General features: G+C 45.7%; 20 protein-coding genes. 6 read left to right on the top strand and 14 right to left on the bottom strand.

The features are described from left to right. Window positions 1-58: 58 nt before the first annotated feature. Window positions 59-1468: an aminotransferase class V-fold PLP-dependent enzyme gene (locus R7E42_RS04850; RefSeq protein ID WP_213962325.1), complete on the bottom strand. Its 1410-nt coding sequence runs from the start codon at window positions 1466-1468 to the stop codon at window positions 59-61. 541 nt (window positions 1469-2009) lie between these two features. Between R7E42_RS04850 and R7E42_RS04855 the strand changes: the two genes are divergently transcribed. Next, a complete protein-coding gene (locus R7E42_RS04855) occupies window positions 2010-2525 on the top strand; it encodes a superoxide dismutase family protein (protein WP_005383991.1) in 516 nt (171 codons plus the stop codon). A gap of 27 nt (window positions 2526-2552) precedes the next feature. Here the strand turns inward: R7E42_RS04855 and R7E42_RS04860 are convergent, their stop codons facing one another. The 4 genes from R7E42_RS04860 to R7E42_RS04875 all read right to left on the bottom strand — a co-directional run bounded on the left by R7E42_RS04860 (window position 2553) and on the right by R7E42_RS04875 (window position 6309). Next, on the bottom strand, window positions 2553-3926 hold the full coding sequence (locus R7E42_RS04860) for a sensor histidine kinase (RefSeq protein ID WP_005383993.1): 1374 nt from the start codon (window positions 3924-3926) through the stop codon (window positions 2553-2555). 116 nt (window positions 3927-4042) lie between these two features. Further along, window positions 4043-4774 carry a response regulator transcription factor gene (locus R7E42_RS04865; RefSeq protein WP_053307929.1) on the bottom strand — a complete coding sequence of 244 codons (732 nt, stop codon included), beginning with the start codon at window positions 4772-4774 and terminating at the stop codon, window positions 4043-4045. Window positions 4775-4920: 146 nt separating this feature from the next. Beyond that, on the bottom strand, window positions 4921-5616 hold the full coding sequence (locus tag R7E42_RS04870) for a spondin domain-containing protein (RefSeq protein WP_045413258.1): 696 nt from the start codon (window positions 5614-5616) through the stop codon (window positions 4921-4923). A 9-nt stretch (window positions 5617-5625) separates the two neighbouring features. Then, window positions 5626-6309, bottom strand: coding sequence for a spondin domain-containing protein (locus R7E42_RS04875; protein WP_151515308.1), 684 nt, complete (start codon window positions 6307-6309; stop codon window positions 5626-5628). A 288-nt stretch (window positions 6310-6597) separates the two neighbouring features. On the opposite strand from R7E42_RS04875, the gene R7E42_RS04880 reads away from it, so the two are divergent. From R7E42_RS04880 to R7E42_RS04890, 3 genes are all read left to right on the top strand, one after another. Next, entirely contained in the window at window positions 6598-7071 is a 474-nt protein-coding gene (locus tag R7E42_RS04880; RefSeq protein ID WP_213895952.1) for a hypothetical protein, read from the top strand. A 77-nt stretch (window positions 7072-7148) separates the two neighbouring features. Next, a complete protein-coding gene (locus tag R7E42_RS04885) occupies window positions 7149-8078 on the top strand; it encodes a LysR family transcriptional regulator (protein WP_213893263.1) in 930 nt (309 codons plus the stop codon). 30 nt (window positions 8079-8108) lie between these two features. Beyond that, a complete protein-coding gene (locus tag R7E42_RS04890) occupies window positions 8109-8492 on the top strand; it encodes a VOC family protein (protein ID WP_213895953.1) in 384 nt (127 codons plus the stop codon). A gap of 52 nt (window positions 8493-8544) precedes the next feature. On the opposite strand, the gene R7E42_RS04895 is transcribed toward R7E42_RS04890, so the two are convergent. From R7E42_RS04895 to R7E42_RS04920, 6 genes are all read right to left on the bottom strand, one after another. Then, complete coding sequence (locus tag R7E42_RS04895) at window positions 8545-9984, bottom strand: PepSY-associated TM helix domain-containing protein (RefSeq protein ID WP_132936282.1); 1440 nt, start codon at window positions 9982-9984, stop codon at window positions 8545-8547. 415 nt (window positions 9985-10399) lie between these two features. Continuing rightward, on the bottom strand, window positions 10400-10759 hold the full coding sequence (locus tag R7E42_RS04900) for a hypothetical protein (RefSeq protein ID WP_080276971.1): 360 nt from the start codon (window positions 10757-10759) through the stop codon (window positions 10400-10402). Between the two features lie 219 nt (window positions 10760-10978). Further along, complete coding sequence (locus R7E42_RS04905) at window positions 10979-11368, bottom strand: cytochrome b562 (RefSeq protein ID WP_021035869.1); 390 nt, start codon at window positions 11366-11368, stop codon at window positions 10979-10981. A 156-nt stretch (window positions 11369-11524) separates the two neighbouring features. Continuing rightward, the gene (locus tag R7E42_RS04910; RefSeq protein WP_318072395.1) at window positions 11525-12277 is read right to left on the bottom strand and encodes a phosphatase; all 753 of its coding nucleotides are present in this window, start codon (window positions 12275-12277) and stop codon (window positions 11525-11527) included. Window positions 12278-12360: 83 nt separating this feature from the next. Further along, the gene (locus R7E42_RS04915) at window positions 12361-12807 is read right to left on the bottom strand and encodes an SRPBCC family protein (RefSeq protein ID WP_005375065.1); all 447 of its coding nucleotides are present in this window, start codon (window positions 12805-12807) and stop codon (window positions 12361-12363) included. A 99-nt stretch (window positions 12808-12906) separates the two neighbouring features. Then, window positions 12907-13830, bottom strand: coding sequence for a DMT family transporter (locus tag R7E42_RS04920; RefSeq protein ID WP_053307934.1), 924 nt, complete (start codon window positions 13828-13830; stop codon window positions 12907-12909). A 128-nt stretch (window positions 13831-13958) separates the two neighbouring features. Between R7E42_RS04920 and R7E42_RS04925 the strand changes: the two genes are divergently transcribed. After that, window positions 13959-14852 carry a LysR substrate-binding domain-containing protein gene (locus R7E42_RS04925; RefSeq protein ID WP_053307935.1) on the top strand — a complete coding sequence of 298 codons (894 nt, stop codon included), beginning with the start codon at window positions 13959-13961 and terminating at the stop codon, window positions 14850-14852. 73 nt (window positions 14853-14925) lie between these two features. Beyond that, window positions 14926-15981: a S1 family peptidase gene (locus tag R7E42_RS04930; RefSeq protein ID WP_213866718.1), complete on the top strand. Its 1056-nt coding sequence runs from the start codon at window positions 14926-14928 to the stop codon at window positions 15979-15981. A 16-nt stretch (window positions 15982-15997) separates the two neighbouring features. Here R7E42_RS04930 and fliJ read toward each other — a convergent pair whose 3' ends face one another. Genes fliJ through fliH form a run of 3 tightly spaced genes read right to left on the bottom strand, consistent with a single transcriptional unit; the run spans window position 15998 to window position 18557 of the window. Continuing rightward, window positions 15998-16438, bottom strand: a complete 441-nt coding sequence (gene fliJ, locus R7E42_RS04935; protein ID WP_005384016.1) for a flagellar export protein FliJ — start codon at window positions 16436-16438, stop codon at window positions 15998-16000. 24 nt (window positions 16439-16462) lie between these two features. Next, on the bottom strand, window positions 16463-17809 hold the full coding sequence (gene fliI / locus R7E42_RS04940; RefSeq protein WP_053350026.1) for a flagellar protein export ATPase FliI: 1347 nt from the start codon (window positions 17807-17809) through the stop codon (window positions 16463-16465). Further along, entirely contained in the window at window positions 17802-18557 is a 756-nt protein-coding gene (fliH, locus tag R7E42_RS04945; RefSeq protein WP_064354936.1) for a flagellar assembly protein FliH, read from the bottom strand. The genes fliI and fliH overlap by 8 nt, the downstream gene beginning before the upstream one ends. Window positions 18558-18560: the final 3 nt, after the last annotated feature.

Here is an 18560-nt window from a genome sequence, read left to right on the forward strand (position 1 = left end):
ATATCCTTACCTTTCACAAAGCGCCCAATAATGGGCGCTTGAGTGATAAACAACGATGTTAGAACGACGAGTAATACAAATTCGTCATCGCCACTACGAGCCCTTCCACATCTTGTTCGTCATGGAACAAATGCGTAGAGATACGCAGCGCGTAAGTATCAAAGTCATCATCCTTATGCAGCTTAAAGCTAGTCGTACGGATGATGTAACCATACTCTTCACGTAAACGATCTCGGAATTCCGTCAGTATCTCTTCATTAGTTACATCGGAGAACGGGTTAACCGTCGTTAAGCCACTGGTTAAGCCTTCCACGTTTGGTGAATACATTTTGGCTTGTGGTAAGTACTCTTGAAGCAAGGTTTTACATAAACTACCAAGGCTTACAACTCGCTCTTCGATACGGTCTCGACCAATCTCATCCCACATTTTGCAACTATCAACTAGTGCTTGTTTCGCAGGATAGTTATCGTTACCAATGTATTGCATTTGCAGCTGTTTACCCAGGTAATCAGCATGAGAAAGTGAGGAGTTGATCAACCATAACGGGTTCTCTCGGTCACTCCAATACTCATTCAAACGGTTACCGTTATCACGAACATACAGAATACCTGTCGCGCCCGGACCACACTGCCACTTATGACCAGATCCTGCATAGAAATCACAATCCATATCGTGGAAATCAAGGTCAAACATACCGACTGTATGCGCGCCATCAACAAGAGTAGGTACACCATACTCTTTTGCTAAAGCACAAATGGCTTTTGCTGGTAGCGCGGTTCCTGTTTTGTATGTGATATGAGAGAAAACAATTAGGCGAACGTTTTGATTCGTATCAAGCGCGTCTCGGAACGCTTGAATGTAATCTTGCTCAGAAACGTTTTCAGTACCAGTAAATACTGGTAGTTGAATTTCTACCACATCCACACCAAAACGATGTTTCGCTACGTTCATAGGTGATGTTGCAGCAATATGTTCATGGTGTGTCGTTAGAATCACATCACCTGGTTCAAAGTGTAAGCCATTAATGATCGAGCATAAGCCATCAGTAGTGTTGCGGCTGAGAATGATCTCTTCTGGGTTAGCACCAAAACCTGGTGCGACGTCTTTAACCATCTCTGAAACATAAGGCCAAGAGCCAAATTTGCCTTTCATATCCCAAGGATATTTAGCCACCAGCTTGTTGTTATGCTCGTAATCTTCAAGAACATGTTTTGGCATTGAACCTGTTGTACCAATGTTCATGTAAGTGGTTCGTTTGTCCAAAACGAACTGTCTTCGCACTTTACGCCAGAAGCGCTTATCGTGTTTTCTACCTAGCCCGCGGCCGCTCCAATCAATTTTCTGTTCTCGTGCTTGAGCTACGCCTGAGAAAGCGGAAGCACTCACACCAGCAACAACAGCTCCTGTTGCGCCTTTCAGAAAATTACGGCGGCTGCTATTAGTCTGAATAGATTCCTTGTCTTTCATCTTTTTCAATCCTTGTCGGAAATTAGCCATATTATTAATTTTAAGTGCGTAACTATCTGTTACTAAAACATTATTACCCATTACAATCAGAGTTTAATTTTTTCCTCTGCCATTAAGTGACTTTAGTTCCAATTTTTTATCTTATTTGATGATATAAGCAACAGTTTGACCACAAATCTATAAACAACAATGTTCACATTAATATATTCGTTAATTTGACTATTCTTTATTGCGGACAATTCCACCAAATTCTTTATAAAACAATTATGAGCTTTGTTATAAAGTCATTAAAAATTTAACTTTGCGTTAATTTAAAAATATTCAGGCTATTTTAAGATTGGCGTCTATTCTTTTTATATCTTAACGATCTCAATATGTTAAGACTAAATAAAAGAAAGCTGATTTCGGATCGAGATATCAGTTTAAGACCATAAAGTGATACACATCACTCTATGACATAAACTCACCGCTCAACAGACATAAGTAAAACAGGTTTTCACTAATATGTGCTTGAGCGTACACGCTAAAAGAAGGAGGTCCCATGTTAAAAGGATTGCTATGCATTTCAGTTGCATCCGCTCTTGTCGCCGCCCCTAACGCGCTAGCAAAAACGGTAGAAATGACTGCTCTCAACACCAATGAGAGCGCGGGTACCATTGAGATTTCACAAAGTGATTATGGCGTTGTTTTTACGCCTCAATTATCAGGTTTGTCAGCAGGTGTGCACGGTTTCCATGTTCACACTAATCCATCTTGCGATAGCATAGAAAAGGATGACAAAACCGTATTAGGCGGCGCAGCAGGTGGCCATTATGATCCTAACAACACAGGGAAGCATGGCTATCCTTGGACCAATGACAATCATTTAGGCGACTTGCCTCCACTCTATGTGGACATGGACGGCAATGCCAATCAGCCCGTTGTCGCGCCTCGCCTAAAATTATCGGATTTAAAAGGTCGAGCGTTAATGATCCATGCAGGTGGTGACAATCACTCCGATCACCCAAGTAAGCTAGGTGGTGGCGGCGCTCGCGTCGTATGTGGTGTTATTGAATAAACATTAACTTATGTCTCACACTTCTCTTTAGATTGCGAGAAGTGTGAACTTCTGTTGATACTGAGAGGAGGTTGCATTGGTCTCAAGGTAGCTGTGGTGAAGCATTAAGATCGATTGGACAATCTTCGTCCCGATCCCCAAAGAACCGCCCTCCGCTTCTTCCTCGATGTGATTGACGAAGGTAAAATGGATACGCGACTTATCCTCACTCAAATGCGCTTGGCAATGCACTTCCGAGCCGATTGGGCTGTGGCGCAATGCGTTTTCAAGCAGGTTCAATACCAACCGCTCTAAGAGTCCTTTATCACCCACGGTTTGGATCTCGCTATCGATATCCACTTTCAACACCACTTCTTTACGAGAAAACTGGCTCTGCATCGTTTCGGCACATTCTGCCATCAAAGCGCCCAGATCTACGGGGCGGTACTCGTAGTTTGGCATTGGAGCTTCTTTACGCGCGGCGTCTAATAGAGAGTGCAATTGAGTTGAGAGCTTCTCACAATTTCGAAAAGCAACGTCAATCAAAGGATCGGATTCAGGATGTTGCAAACGCCACGTTTCCAAATAGCCCAGCACGCTCGATAACGGCGTTTTTAAATCATGACTAAGCTGCAACAAGCTTTGACGACGATGAGACGATTGATACTCCAACTGTAAAAACTGCTGCTGAATGTGCTTCGCCATCATCTGATAAGAGTGCGCAATCGGCACAAGCTCTGGCACTTGGTGAGTAAAATCAGGTTGCAGGCGGAAATCATGTTCAGCTTGCTGTTGAAGTTGCTTGGTCACACGCTCAATCGGGTTCAACAGGCTACGTTTGACCAGCACATAAGCCCCGAGGGCAAAACCTAAAATGGACACTAAGACCAATCCTGCCAGCGCGATGTAAGGAGTATCGACTTGAGCATTGGCAATGGCGTCATGTCGGGTACTGCCAATCACCACGTAGAGATAACCGACCGTAGAGCCTAATTCCTCTATCGCCGCGACAGAAAAGACTTTGTGTTCACCACGATTACGTGGGTCTTCACCCAAAATGGGAAAAGGCTGGTCATTTAAAAATTGCTTAATGGGATTGAGATCCACCTTCCCCATGATCTCCGCCCCTTCCGGCGCTGCGTGAGTGGTAATGTTGCCTTGGCTATCGAGGAAGTAGATTTCAAAATCAGGGCCGATCAGCATGAGCGTGTGAAAAATCGACTTGAGCGCTTTAGGGTTGTAATCCGTCCCGATCATCAGCGGGTTATCATCACGCATGTGGCTGGCTAGCTCTTTATGCAAGCTTTGCTTGGTGCGTAACTCAATGGTTTCTTTTTGCCAATTGTAAGTCAGTGCAATCACCACCGCCGCGAGGCAGAACCACAAGCTAGTAAATACTACCAAGCGAGATTTGAAGCTCATCCTATCGCCTCCTTAAACAGCGGTACTTTTGCAACACCCGTGATGATTGAAAAATGACGGTGAAAACAACTGCCGACTTACTGTCTTGGCTTGATGTTTTGACTTACTTTCTTGCATTAGAGTCTTGGCTGAAACTTATATCCAACACCCCACACGGTTTGAATGAAGTGATGATCAGAATCAGACAACGACAACTTGCTGCGTAAACGGTTTATGGTGCTACACACCGTATGGTGATAACCAGAATGACTGGTGTTCCAAACGTGATCGAGCAATTCATCTTTACTGTAGACTCTGCCCGGACGAGTCGCGAGAAACTGCAGCAAAGTAAACTCTGTCGCGGTAAGAGTGACGTCTTTGTCGTTTAGGGATACTTGGTGCAACTCCGGAATGATTCTCAGCGGACCAAAATCCATCGCATCATCGAGGACTTCATTTGCTACTTTGACTTCTGCGGTTTGGCTGACTCGGCGTAGCACGTTTCGCACTCGTGCTTGGAATTCTAATACGCTAAATGGCTTGGTGATGTAGTCATCAACGCCCGCTTCTAAGCCGTCTACCTTGTCCATTTCACCGTCTCTGGCTGTCAGCATGAGCACTGGGCTCCAATCTTGTTGCTGACGCAAATAATGGCAAATGTCTAGACCATCACCATCTGGTAAACCTCGGTCAAGGATCAATAAATCAAAGGGTTGTTGCTGGTATTGCGTTTTAGCATCGGCGACATTTGTGGCTCGCGATACTTGGTGTCCTTGAAACTTGAGATGCATCTGAACCAGTTCTGCCAAATCATCGTCATCTTCCACCAACAAGATGTTCGCGACTAAATTGATTGCCTGTTGTTCCATGGTCCTTTCCTTGCCTTCGAGTATCCTCACTTTGCACATGACCGGAACAAATTAGAAATTCTTTCAAAAAAGGTTCCGATGACGCCATGAGGGATAAAGCGCTCGGCTACAAGCGCTTTGGAAAGGAGACGTCATCGGAGCCTGTGTTACTCGACTCGAGTGATGGTGACTTTCGCACCTGGGTTCAAGAAACGATGGTTCGCAGAAAGTGCTGAGTTTGCTAATCCATCATCTTGGCTAACTACCCCCGCATGGAATGCAACAACGTCATTGCTGTCATTACGGGCGGCATTGAAGCCCTCACCGCCACCTGCTGGGCCCGGAATGGTTGCAGCAAGCTCATCATTCAGTTCCGTGCCGGAATCCCAAACGTTCATGCTCATTTCATAGCTTTCACCTACTGCGAGCGATTTGAGCGATAACCCCGTTTCGCCAACAAAGGCATCATTGGTATTCACAAACATAGACGCCACAGACAAGTAACCGTAACGACTAGGGTCAACCGTGATGGTGACTTCGTCCGATGCACCCGGCAACACCAATCCATTACCCGAAATACCTTGGTAAACACTGTCATTGCTGTTCATCAATTCAATTAGCTCTGCGTTACTACCGCCTTCGGCAAGATGCTCAAGTTCAACAGATGCCGCTTGGCCAATTTCAAACAGTTGGTAGTCACCATTGTGACTGAGTACCGCGAGCGGAGACATAGGTTGATTCGCAGTCAAGTTCGCCACATTGACGGTGTAGCGGTAGGATTTCACTACATCATTATCATCATCGCTTGGACAACCGGCGAGCAAGCCGACTGAAGCTGCTACTAGTAAGATTCTGTATTTCATACATCCCCCTTACTTCACAACGATTGTGATGGTTGCGACTGGGTTTAACCAACGATGGCTACTGCTGTCTAAGTCACTGATGCCGCCAGATGGGTCGCTATCACCAAGGTTACCCGGATGCACGTGAACTTTGTCGTTAGTTACCGTTGCTTCAACGCCTGTGCCGCCAGTACCAAAGGTAATGAAAGGTGGGTTTGGCATGCTAGACGCAAGCTCATCGTTCGCTTCTGTACCAGCATCGTAACTTCTTAGCGTTGCTCGGTATGTACCCGCTTCCGTTGGAATCTTCCAGCTATCTAGACCGACAAAACCGTCATTGGTTGGCAGCAACATCGCGCTCAGAGAAAGATAACCGTGGTCGCCACTATCCAAGGTGAAGGTGGTTGCCACACCTGGGTTCAAAATGCCACCAGCAGGGTTCTCTACCACCGCACCACCAGCGTTACCAATCACACTAGCAAGCCCAGAGATATCACCGCCTTCTGCCATTGCTTCTAGTTCAGGCGTTGCTGCTTGGCCCGTTCTGAACATTTGAAGATCAGAGCCATGTGCGGCAACAATAAGAGGCGTAAAGTAGATGCCTTTGGTTGCGTTTGTCACGGTGATTTCCAATTCCGCCGCATTCACTGATGCAGAGCCTAGTGCCATAGCGACTGAAGTCATGACGAGTCCGAGTTGGGTACGTTTTTTCATTGTGATTCCATCCTTTAATGAGGGTTGAACTACCCAAGCCCATCTGTACGGCTTTACTTCTTTGTTCGTGACTTGAGTAGGTTAAGCATTACGTTTCGAACGTTTTGCGTTCTTGCCTCTAAGAATGACGAGCAAATCTATCAGCAACTTCATCGAATTCTCATAAAATTCTCACAAGTTTTGTTCGAATTCTGTCAGCAGCACTTTTTTACTCTTAATCAGCTATTTACACTTCGCGCTTTCCCCTCCTACAATGCGGTATTCTCTGTTTAAATCACGATTCTCACCATGATTCATAACGTTCTGTCTGCCTACTATGGCGAAATCTACGGCATCGCTTTTTTCAACCACTACTTGAGCTATTACGCCCAAAGTGAACAACAAACGCTGTGGCAAACCTTGATTGAAGTGGAAGAGCTAACCGCAGAAAAGCTCAAACCTGTACTGCTGACAAATGGCATGGATATCGAAAGTCGACACCAAGAGATGTTGGATAAAGGCTTGGCAGACGCAACCAAGTGGATTGGTTTACCATGGCAAGAGTTGGTGGCGACTCTTCTGAAGTGGGTGGAGCCTTATGAGGTCAAGTATCAAGAGTGGCATGAAGAAGTGAAAGCTTCACAGCAGTATTCAATCGCTGAGCGAGAAGCTATCGAGTTGATTGCAGACCACGAAACGGCCATTTATCACTGTTGGCAGCAATACCATACTGGTGAATCTGGCTTGCCTGCACTCAATGCATTTTTGGCAAAATATCGTTAAAGCGAGACGGTGACACTTGAACCTCGTGAAACCGTACCAGACAATGTCGTTATTCCGCTGCGCAGAACTGAACAATTATGGTTAATCCAAAACTCATTGCCCTACTTCCTGATCTTGCTTCGTTTATCTTAGTGGTAAACGAAGGCAGTTTTACCGCTGCAGCCAAACAACTCGGCGTGACGCCATCGGCTTTAAGTAAGTTGATCACACGATTAGAGCAAGCCCTCTCGGTGAAACTGTTTGAGCGCACGACTCGTAAGTTGATCATCACTCAAGCTGGGCAAAAGGTTTACGACCAAAGCATCGCAATGGTGAATGCCGCGCAGCAAGCCGTTGAGCTATCTGCGGAAGATCATGCTGAGCCAACAGGCGCACTCACAGTAGCAGCCCCTGAAGCATTTCTTAATTCGGTGCTTCAACCGTTTGTTTTGCCATTCCTTGAACGTTATCCAAATATTCAGCTTAAGCTGCGTGCAGCAGATGGTGAGATCGATCTGTTCCGCCAAGGAATTGATGTCGCATTTAAGCTCACCGATAAACCCGATGAGAATCTGGTCCTCAAAGAGATCAGCAAGACCAACCTTGTTTTGTGTGCCTCTCCAGATTACCTCACCAAACACGGTATGCCTGAGCATCCCACTGAGCTTGAGCAGCACGACTGCATTTACCTTGCCGAGAACGACAAAGACAACATCTGGTCGTTCTTTAAAGAGGAAGCTTTCCACTCGATTGCCGTGAGTGGACGTTACGCCGTTAACCATTCTCAAATGCGCTTGAATGGGGTTAAGTCTGGCTTGGGAATTGGAATCTTCCATGACTTCGTGATCAAAGACGCGTTAGAGCAAGGGGAAGTGGTTGAGGTATTGCCGGATTGGATGATCAAGAGTAACTACCACGGCGCTATCGCGATGCAGTATGCACAAACCAAATACATGCCTGCTCGTCTGCGCGTGTTTATCGACTTCGTTAAGGAGCATTTAGTCTCCGAGGGCACTAACCATGCTTAAGGATACGAGTCATGCTTGAAGAGGCTAACCATGTTTAATGCTATTCATCACGTCGCGATCATTTGTAGCGACTACCCAAGGTCAAAACGCTTTTACACTGAAGTATTGGGGTTAAAAGTCATTGCCGAGAACTATCGTGAAGCCAGAGACTCCTACAAGCTTGACCTCGCTTTACCTGACGGTAGCCAAGTTGAGCTGTTTAGCTTTCCGGGCGCACCTAAAAGACCGAGCTTTCCTGAAGCACAAGGCCTGCGACATCTCGCGTTTTTGGTTGATGATGTTGAACAGGTGAAAACCTACCTAGAATCGAATGACGTTGAAGTTGAGCCAATTCGTATTGACGAATTCACAGGCAAAGCATTTACCTTCTTCCAAGACCCAGATGGCTTGCCACTGGAGATTTACCAGAAATAAAAAGAGCCAGCACTTCGCTGGCTCTTTTACTATTCCACTCTTTTCTGTATTGCTAACGCAACGCCGTTTTTAGCTTCTCAACGCGGTTAAACAGCAGCCAATCCAGAGCGAGAACCGTAACAATCGCCAAACCGCCCATCGGAAACGCCAGACCCAATACCACCAACGTTACTAAACCAAGCTTCCAAATGCCGTCTTGCTGGAACTTAGGTGGCGCCCCCAATGCGGCACTGCGACTTGGTCTACGAATCCACCACATCACCACACCTGTGATTGAGATTAAGATGAACGCCAAACAGAACATTACGTTGAGCACTTTGTTAAGCACACTGACATCGCCTTGGTGCAATGACACACCTGCCGCCATGAACTTGGCAAACAAACTGTAATCTTGCCACGTTACATCCACCAACAAGCGACCGGAATACTGGTCAAAGTGGCTGGTGCGATCTTGTCTTGGGTCGGAGATATCGCCACCCATGGAGTTAGCTGCAACAGTGTAAACGCCCGTCTCAGAGCGTGGCAAAAACAGCTTATAGCCAGTGAAGCCCATCATTTCAGCTTTGAGGACAATATCATCAATGGAGAGCGCATCATGGTTGCCTGCGTATGCCATATCTTCCTTCATATTGGCATGATCATGAGCGGGTTTGTCTTTCGATTCAGGCACAGCAGCAAGCTCTAAGTTCCATGGCATCTCTTCTGATGCACCATGATTCAGGTCTTTGTGTGTCAGTGTCGACTCTGGTTTCTCACCCCATGTGTAATAGGTTGGGAAGGTATTCCAAGCTTGCACCATTTTCGCGCCCCATATCCCAGCCCAAGACAGACCTGAAATCAAAAAGAACAACAGAACAATTGATAGCACACCACCTAAATTCGCATGCAGATCTCGCATCAAAATACGAGTTCCACTGCCAAAACGAATTTTCAAAAAGCCAGCACGGCTTGCGTTGTCTCTTGGTAACCACAGGTACAAACCAGACACCAACAGTAAAATGCCTAAACTGGCGGCGATTTCAATTAAACGGTCGCCTAAGTCTCCGATGAGCAACGTACCGTGAATGCTGTTCATCAGTTCATAGATGCTATCACCACGATTAATGGTGCCTTGTACGTCTCCTGTATAAGGATTTACTGCAACAATCAGTGAGCTGCCTTCTTGGTTTTGAATCGAGAAGCGGTTGGCAATATCGGCCGTTTTAGCAGGTACAAATTGAGTGACATTAAAATCGGGGTAGGCCTGCTTTACGGTTTCTAATTGTACAGAGACGGGAACCATTTGCTCTTGTGGTGAAACTTGTAATGTCGCTTCGTATCGAGCCAATTCGATTTCGTCATCAAACAACATCACCAACCCCGTGAGGGAAAGCATGAGCATAAATGGAATGACGAACAAACCTGCGTAAAAGTGCCATCGCCACGTCATAAAGTAGATGGATTTTAAGCGTGAGGCTTCCTTGAGTTGAGGCTTTGCCGAGTTTCTCAACATGTGTATTTTCCTTTTTTCATTGTTGAACACCCAAATTCAGTCAAACGCATCCTGCACATACACATTCGTATGCGGCGCTAATTGACTTAGATTTGGGAGTACCACTGCTCGAAGTGGCAGTGTTGTTGGCTATATACCCAAGTGACTTCAAGATGCTGGATTCAGAGCGTTGTCATTGATTCGAGTGCAAAGAAAACAACGCTGTGTAATAGACAACTCTTTCCAAGTTGTTTGAAGCAGCAATCGGAGCAATGACACGCCCCCGAAGGGCGAGTTGTCTTGGCTTGTATACTTTGTTGTCGATATCTTGATTTAGACCCACTAGACCTTTAAATCGCCGCCGCGTCTACAAACCAAGTCATTCTCGCTGAACCAAGCATCTCGAGGTTACTTGGGTATCGTGTAATTGTTTTTGTTATGAGAAAAGGGAAACTGGCGGCGCTCTAGGAACTGGTGTTTCAAATCGCACACTTAGAGCCAAATAAGCGTAGCTGTCAGAAGTCACCAAGCTCTGTCTTGAAAGTATCGGTGTCGTTGGAAGTGTATCGTGATGAAAAGTCGAGAAGTGGCTAAACGGACAAGGCTTGCCTTTGTGGCTGACCGAATTGTCGCCCTCTTCTATTTGGACCAACTCAAATCCGTTAAGCGTACATAGCGTCGCCCACACGCCCATGCTGTTACCATGAGCATTGATAACAGGCATCAGCGTCACTAGCACCCAACTGAGAGCACTAGCAAATAACATCGAGCGGTAAAAAGGAATTAATCTACGCATAACGGTGACTTAACAAATTTCACACAGCGTAACCAATTTTGAGTGATAGCTCAAAAAACAGTATCAATAAGTGGTTGCTACCTCACAGGTTTTCTTGAATGCATCGATTGACAGGCGCAAAAAAGCCCGCCGAAATGGCAGGCTGATAATGTGTTCATTCATTACTTAGAGATAACGCGTAACCCACTGCCACGAGCAAATGCTCCGCTCAGTAGATAATTAGCCGAACAACTTGCTCCAAATGCTTGGATTGCGCTTGTCGTGGTACTCTTCACGAAGACTATCGATTTCACGCAGTTGAGCTTTTGCTTCTTGTAGCTTGCCCGCATCAAGATCCGCTTCAATCTTATCTAGCGTTACCGTCAGCTTGTTAAAGCCTTCTAAGTAAGTATCAAACTTCTCTGGTGGGTAATTACCACGCTTAGATTGTTCAACAATCGCTTGCAAGCTATCAATCGCAGATTTCATGGTTTCAACATCAGACGCTTCCGCCGCCTGTTTGAATTCCATCTTCATCTGTTTCATGTTTTGTTTTAAATCAACCGCTTCTGCCATTGCGTATGTTGAGCCAAACGCAATCGCACACCCTAGGACTAAAGGACGTAACATTTTTCACTTCTCCATTCATAGTGCCGAATTCTGTGTCGGCTTTATTCACCCAAATAACCTACGCCATAAGAGGCGAAAAACTAGCTTAGTTGAGTATTTCCGGGTCGCAGTGTAAAGCAATCTGGCGTCGGGTGCATACCTTAAATGTAATCAAGTTTATGCGTTGAGAATGCTGTCATATTCTGCAATTGGTTTACGGCCTCTCAAAGCTAAGAAAGACAAAAACTGCTGAGCGGTGTGAGTAATCACTTTCTTGCTATCAATACCCACTTTGTCCATTAACTCTCCAACCAAATCCAGATTACCAACATCGTGACAGAAATGCGCGTCACTGCCCGTGGTGAAGAAAACACCGAGATCTTTCCCGATTTGTGCAATCTCGTGGCAACGGTCTACGCTGCCTACTCGGCTGTTGCCTTTCAGCGTGGTGTTATTAATTTCAATCGCGACATTGTGCTCTTTCGCGCACGCTAAAACGGTCTGAAAATCAAAGTCGAAATTTGGATTACCAAGATGACCGAGCGCATCAATACGACCACTCTGAATGACATTAACAAGTGCTTCCGTGTGAGTTTGCTTGTTTGCAGGACGAAAAACGGGTTCATGAAAACTCGCGATCACCCAATCTAAGTTGCGGTCTACACTCAGCGGAATATCAATGTCGCCTTCGGTATTCATAATGTTAGATTCAACGCCGCGAATAATCGCAACGCCTTCAAGAAAGCGAGGCAGAATTTTCTGGTTAGAGAAGAACCAGTAATGAGGCGCACCCGGCATTGATTCTGTGTGATCGGTCGTGCAGAACATATCCAGCCCGTTCTCTTTTGCCAACTTTGCATTTTCAATCAAGGTACTGTACGCGTGACCACTGGCGTACGTATGTGTATGGGTATCAACTTTAAATTCCATCATCCACTCTCTAAGGTGCGCTATCTTGCGTGCTATTGTATACCTTCAGGCAACGCATCGTCAGCCCAAGATAAGCAAGAACCCTAAGCTTGCTCTTCACTAATGGCTTTTATCAAGGGTAAGGCTTTTTCCCATCCGTGATTAAACATGGAAACAAAGTCATTGTGAGTATGAATGGTAACATTGAGTAGTAAACGATCGTTGTTGGTATCGATCTGGTAGATCTCTCGCGATCCGATCCACCTAGATGCTAGGTCAGCATCGAGTTGTTGACGATTATCCGGATTAAAAATGGCAACATGATGAAATTCAAGTTTTTGAAGCGGTAGCACCGTATCTATGATCGCCCTTGTCCCGCCCATATCTGGATCAAAAAAAGTGATGCCACCTCCTTCTTCCCAAGCTCCTTCAAATTGAGACTGCGGTGAAAAGGCTTGTGCCCAACGTTTATACAACTCAACATCGGTTAGCACTTCCCACACTCGTTGCGGTGTCGCCGAAATTTCGACGTAATAATTTAGCGTAAGCATGATTTCTCTCCCTGAACCTTTCTTGACGCTAGCCCATACTCAGGAAAAATCAAACCACACGACCAATTTATCTACCTGCCCCCTTCATTTTCCGACAGACTAAGAAGTTCTCGCTTGTAAACCGCCACTGCGATGCGCCGTAAAGCGAACCCAACATGTGTTCAGTATGATTGCGAGCACTATTAAACTCATCCCAACAATTTGACTTTGACTCATTCGGTCTTCAAAAAACAGGCTCTGCCAAACCGCAGTGAACAATAAGTTAGTAAAAATGAGTGGCGCAAGTTGAGAGCCACTGCTTGCCAGTTTATATGCTTTGGAGCGAAAAACTTGGGTGTTAATGATCATCAGAGACATCATACCGATCCACAGCGTATTTGAAGAAATCTCAGGCGCCATAACACTCATATTAAGTAACGCGTCGAAGTCATTAAACAAAGTTAGCGGCAACAGAAATACGGCAGCAAAACCAAACGCCCAAAAGTTGATTTCTAGCGGCGACATATTTGTTTTACTCACTTTATATAACGTAAGCTGAGAACCAGAATTGAAGAGTCCACCAGCCAAGCCGAGCAATAAATCCGCTCGCCAAGTAATCTCACTTCCACCGCCCGCCAACATAACCACACCAGTGAACGCCATTGCTAAAGCCGCCAATGTTGAAACACGAATGCGCCCCCTCATGAACAGCTTTTCAACCAAGGGAATAAATAATGGGCCAGTAGCAAACAACACAACCCCTTCAACGAGCGTTAACGTTTGTAATGACGCGATAAAGCAAAGTTGTGACAAACCGATACAAAGAGCACGCAATAAAATAGGCTTTAGCGTACCCGCTTTAGGAAAGGTAAGGTTTTTCACACGAAGTAAGATAAGCAAGATAAGCGCAGGCACCAAAAAACGTAAGAAGCTAAATAGTGTGACGGAAAGTTCGCCTGACAACTGCTTTGCTAACAGTCCAGTAACAGATAAGCTTAACGTAGACATCAACATGAAAAGGATAGATTTATTTACAGCATTCATTCAATACTCCTTAATATATGGAGCATTTTAAAAGACATCACTTATCGTAAATAGCGAGTAATATTAACCATTGATGTAAGAAAAACTTACAGTTTAACTTATCTATCACCAGCTACGGTTTTTAAATTATGCGGAAACTAGTCCCCTTAAAGTCCATCTACGCATTTGTTGCAGTAGCTGAGTCTGGCAGCATGACAGAAGCAGCACAGATATTAAGTGTGAGCCACTCAGCCGTAAGTCAGGCAATTAAATCGCTGGAGAGTCAAGTCAACAAGCCTCTATTTGATCGCATAGGCAGACAAGTTCAACTCAACGCGGACGGTAAAAAGTATTACAGGAAGGTGGCACCCGCTTTAGAGCAAATTGTCGATGCAACGGAAGCACTCATCCAAGATCAGAACTTGCAACGTGTTACGCTCAATATGGTGAATTCGTTGGCTCTTCACTGGTGGATTCCTCGAATGTCAGATTTACAAGGGTTTGCTCCTCAATTAGACGTTCGTTTATCAAACCTGTCTGGCAGATTCAATTTAGAACAAGAAGGTATCGACGCGGCCTTGGTGCATGGAAATCCCGAAGAATGGCAGGATTACTACTGCGAAAAGCTCAGTGAAGATGAACTGGTTTTGGTGTGCAGTCCTGAATTGATAGCGAAGACAAAGGACTCAAACATCACTCAACTCTTAAAGCAGTATCCCATCATTGAAGTTACTAACGAGCGAAGAAAAAACGACTGGAACGTGTGGCAGGACGCGACGGGTATCCAGCGACCTAAAAATAAAAAACCAATCACTTTTAACATGTCGATACAAGCCGTCCAGGCCACAACTCGTCGTTTGGGGTTATTGGTCACTCATCGCTTGTTTGTGAAGGATGACATCAAATATGGTCAGCTAATCGAGCTGGGTGAACCCGTCATTAATCCTCATCAACAGCTTTACTTTGTATGCCCGCCACACAAGCTAAAGCTTGAATCGTTTCATCTGTTGCGATCTTGGCTACAACAATCATTCAACTACTAGAAACTTTTGTTAAGCACATTCACTGAAAAACTAGTATAAAGTTAGAAGAGCACTTTTCATCCAAGGATGGTTTATGAAGCAGTATCAAATATGGCTAAGCGCACTCTGTTTTGCAGTATCTTTGAGTGCGACCGCAGAAGCAGAAAATGATAACCGCCTTTCAGAACAAGGGATCTCCACGGCAATTATTGGGGGGCAGCAGGCTACCCAAAACCAACTTCCTTTTTTTGCACGTCTTATTCTACATAAAACTGGCGCTAATCAGTTTGCCAATATTTGTGGGGGAACCATTGTAAACGACCGCTTCATTTTAACTGCGGCTCACTGCGTAGAACCAAGCGTTTTTACTGACGGCTGGACAATCAACGACCTACGAGTGTTAGTCAAAAACCCTACGATGAATGACGTGTTTGTTGAAGAATTCAAAGATGTTCGCTCTATCACGATTCATCCTGATTATGTGCCTAGCGATTTATGGATTAATGACATCGCTGTCCTTGAATTGACTCGCCCTATTACCGATAACGTTCAATCCATCACTTTACCGCAAGACTTTGGAGACTACAGCAGCAAGACGGTTTATCAGATATTCGGTTTAGGTCAGACCTCGACTAGTGATGAAAACGGGCCAAACTATTTGCGCTGGGCAGAAGTGAAACCCCTTACCGACACCCAATGCGCTTCGCTGGTAACAGGGTTTAATGCTCAGGAAAGTTTGTGTGCGAATGGATTTCCTGAGCGAAGCTACACTGGTATCTGCCGCGGTGACTCAGGCGGTCCCCTCACTTATCAAGACAATAATGGCATGTATCAGCAAATCGGTATTGTGAGCTATGGTTCTTCTGTTTGTGAATCTGCTGCGATTCCGAGTGTGTTTACTGAGGTTCTAAATTATACAACGTGGATTGAAGCCCAAACCAGTTCGGGAGTGAAAACTCGTTATAACGCCCTCTTAGCAAGTACAGAAGATTATCATAGTGAAGGCGATTCCGGCTTTGAACCAGAAGATACTAACACGTCGGGCTTTGACGATAACGGCAGCGGCGGCGGTGCTCTCGGATCAGGGTTGATCATGCTTGGAGGCTGGTTTGGTTGGCTAAGACACCGCAGAAATGATTCGCGCTCCTAGTTGCGTCAACAAGACATCATAATATCTTGCGCTTAACGCGAGAGTTAATGATGTCTTCAATCATCTTTTGCTCTTTTTTCGCTTTTTCATAGTTCTGCTTAGTACGCCAACGCTCAAGCACTTTTTCTAACCCTTGAACGCGTGCGTGCTTGTGTTCTAGTGTTTTCTGTACAGATGCACATTCCGCTTGCATAACGGCTTGCTCTTGCTCGTGGTGACGAAGCATTCTTTGTAGCATTTGGTCAACACGATTAAAGTTCATCAAAGCCGCGCTCGTCAGCGTCGGGCCGGTTCGGGTTGATTGTCCAGCGTGGCCTTTCAACGCCGATAACTGTTCCAATTGCATTGAAAGATGGGAGTGACGCTGACGCATGGCATCAAGTTGTTGACCCACACGATCACGCTGTTTTTCTTCCATTTGCTGTAACTTGCCTACGGCTTTTAACTTGGATTTCATTTCAGCCTTGTCACTCCCATTTGATTAAGCACTTTGAAAAAGCTGCGCGAGCTCGGTCAAACTGGTTGGGTAATCTACAGACTCGTTGGCAGCTTGTTGTAGATATGCACGCAAATTTGGATACATAGCAACAGATTGATCTAACTCAGGATCTTGTCCTGGTTGATAACCCCCTAATGGCAGTAACTCTTTAACCTGAAGGTAGTTGGAGTACATTTGACGGAAGTTATTCGCAATCGTGCTGTGTGCGTCCTGCGTACAAGTATTCATACAACGGCTAATAGACGCGTTGATATCTATCGCGGGATAATGCCCTTGCTCAGCCAGTTGACGCGATAAAACGACATGCCCATCTAAGATGGCGCGCGCGGAATCCACGACAGGATCTTGTTGGTCGTCCCCTTCTGCCAATACGGTATAAATTGCCGTTAAGCTACCATGTTGATTTTCACTGTTACCCGCTCGCTCTAGGAGTTGAGGTAACACGCTGAAGACTGAGGGCGGATAACCACGAGAAGCTGGAGGCTCACCGAGCGAAAGAGCGATTTCGCGCTGTGCCATGGCGTATCGGGTTAGAGAGTCCATCAGAAGTAGAACGTCTTTGCCTTGGTCTCGGAAATACTCTGAAACGCGATGACAAAGTAGTGTCGCTCTTAACCTCATTAGCGGGGATTCATCAGCAGGAGCCGCGATAATGATCGCTTTCTTGCGCGCTTCTGGGGTTAAGTTTCTCTCGATAAACTCACGTACTTCTCTGCCTCGCTCACCGATAAGCCCGACCACAATTACATCGGCCTCCGTGTTTTTGGTGATCATCCCCATTAACACACTTTTACCGACGCCACTGCCAGCCATCAAACCAATACGTTGGCCTTTGCCTACCGTCAATAGTCCATTAATCGCACGCACGCCTACGTTGAGTGGTGTATCAACTGGGCGTCGCTTCAGTGGGTTAATCGGTTTTGGTTCAAGTGAAACTCGCTCTCCCCCCTTAAGCGGTGCCCCGTCATCTAACGGCTCACCTAAACCATTCAGTACGCGTCCTAACCACTGAGAGCTTAGCTGCACGGTACTGTCACCATCAAGAGGGATGACTTTTGCACCTGCAAACAGACCGCCTAAACGGCGGATAGGCATGAGGTAAGCAATAGTGTGTTCAAAGCCCACAACTTGCGCTTCGATCATATCGCCTTCCGCGGTTTCTACGAGACAACGCTGCTCAAGCTTAAACCGACACCCTACGGCTTGTAACATTAAACCGTTTACTTTTATCAATCGCCCTGTTACGCGAGCAACAGGGATTGAATCAAGCGAAGCCAAGGCTTCGCTCAAACGCTCACTTAATAGTTCATGGCTTAGGGTATTACTCATGCTCAGACTCTACCTGTGGAATACTGACTTCATCCAAAAGGTGTTGCTTTACATTGTCCATACAGGCTTCCAAACGAGAGTCGCAGCTCGCATCCGCTTCTGCGTCATCAGTCACTAACTGACAGCCACCAATAGGAAGCTCCGTATTAGGGACCAGTTTCCAAGATTGCGGCAAATCAGCATTGATGTGAGTAATACGCTCTAAATCTTGCGGATTTAAATGCACAGTTACTGTTTCCGCTTTACCAGGCATGGCAGACAATGTCTCGTCCACCAAAGCTAGGATCTGCTGAGGCATTAAAGTGAGCTCGGCACGAATCACTTGCTGAGCTACCTTTTGTACCAGTTCACAAATCATATGACGTTGTTGCTGCTCTTTTTCATCCTGCCAACGAGAAAGGGCGTGAAAAAGTTCATTGACAGGCTTCGCCGCCTCCAAAAAGCCTTGCTTTCCAGACTGCTCACCGGAAACAAAGCCTTTTTGGAAACCTTCTTTTTGGCCTTCCAACAGACCTTGTTGCTTGCCCTGTTCGATACCTTGGCGTAAGCCTTCCTCATGTCCTTGTTGCAAACCTTGTTGAAAACCTTCTTCAAGTTGCTGTTGGATATCAATTTGAGGTTCTTGCCAGCCTTGGTTATCTAGCCCGAATTCGTCTTCGATAGTCTTAGGTTGCGCTAAAGGCGGAAAACGGTGTAAACGATACCCGCTCGGAGGCAATCGCATAGTACTTGATTTTATCTCTAGCATGAC

It is taken from the genome of Vibrio sp. Vb1337, from assembly GCF_033338715.1.
GTDB classification, from domain to species: domain Bacteria; phylum Pseudomonadota; class Gammaproteobacteria; order Enterobacterales; family Vibrionaceae; genus Vibrio; species Vibrio alginolyticus.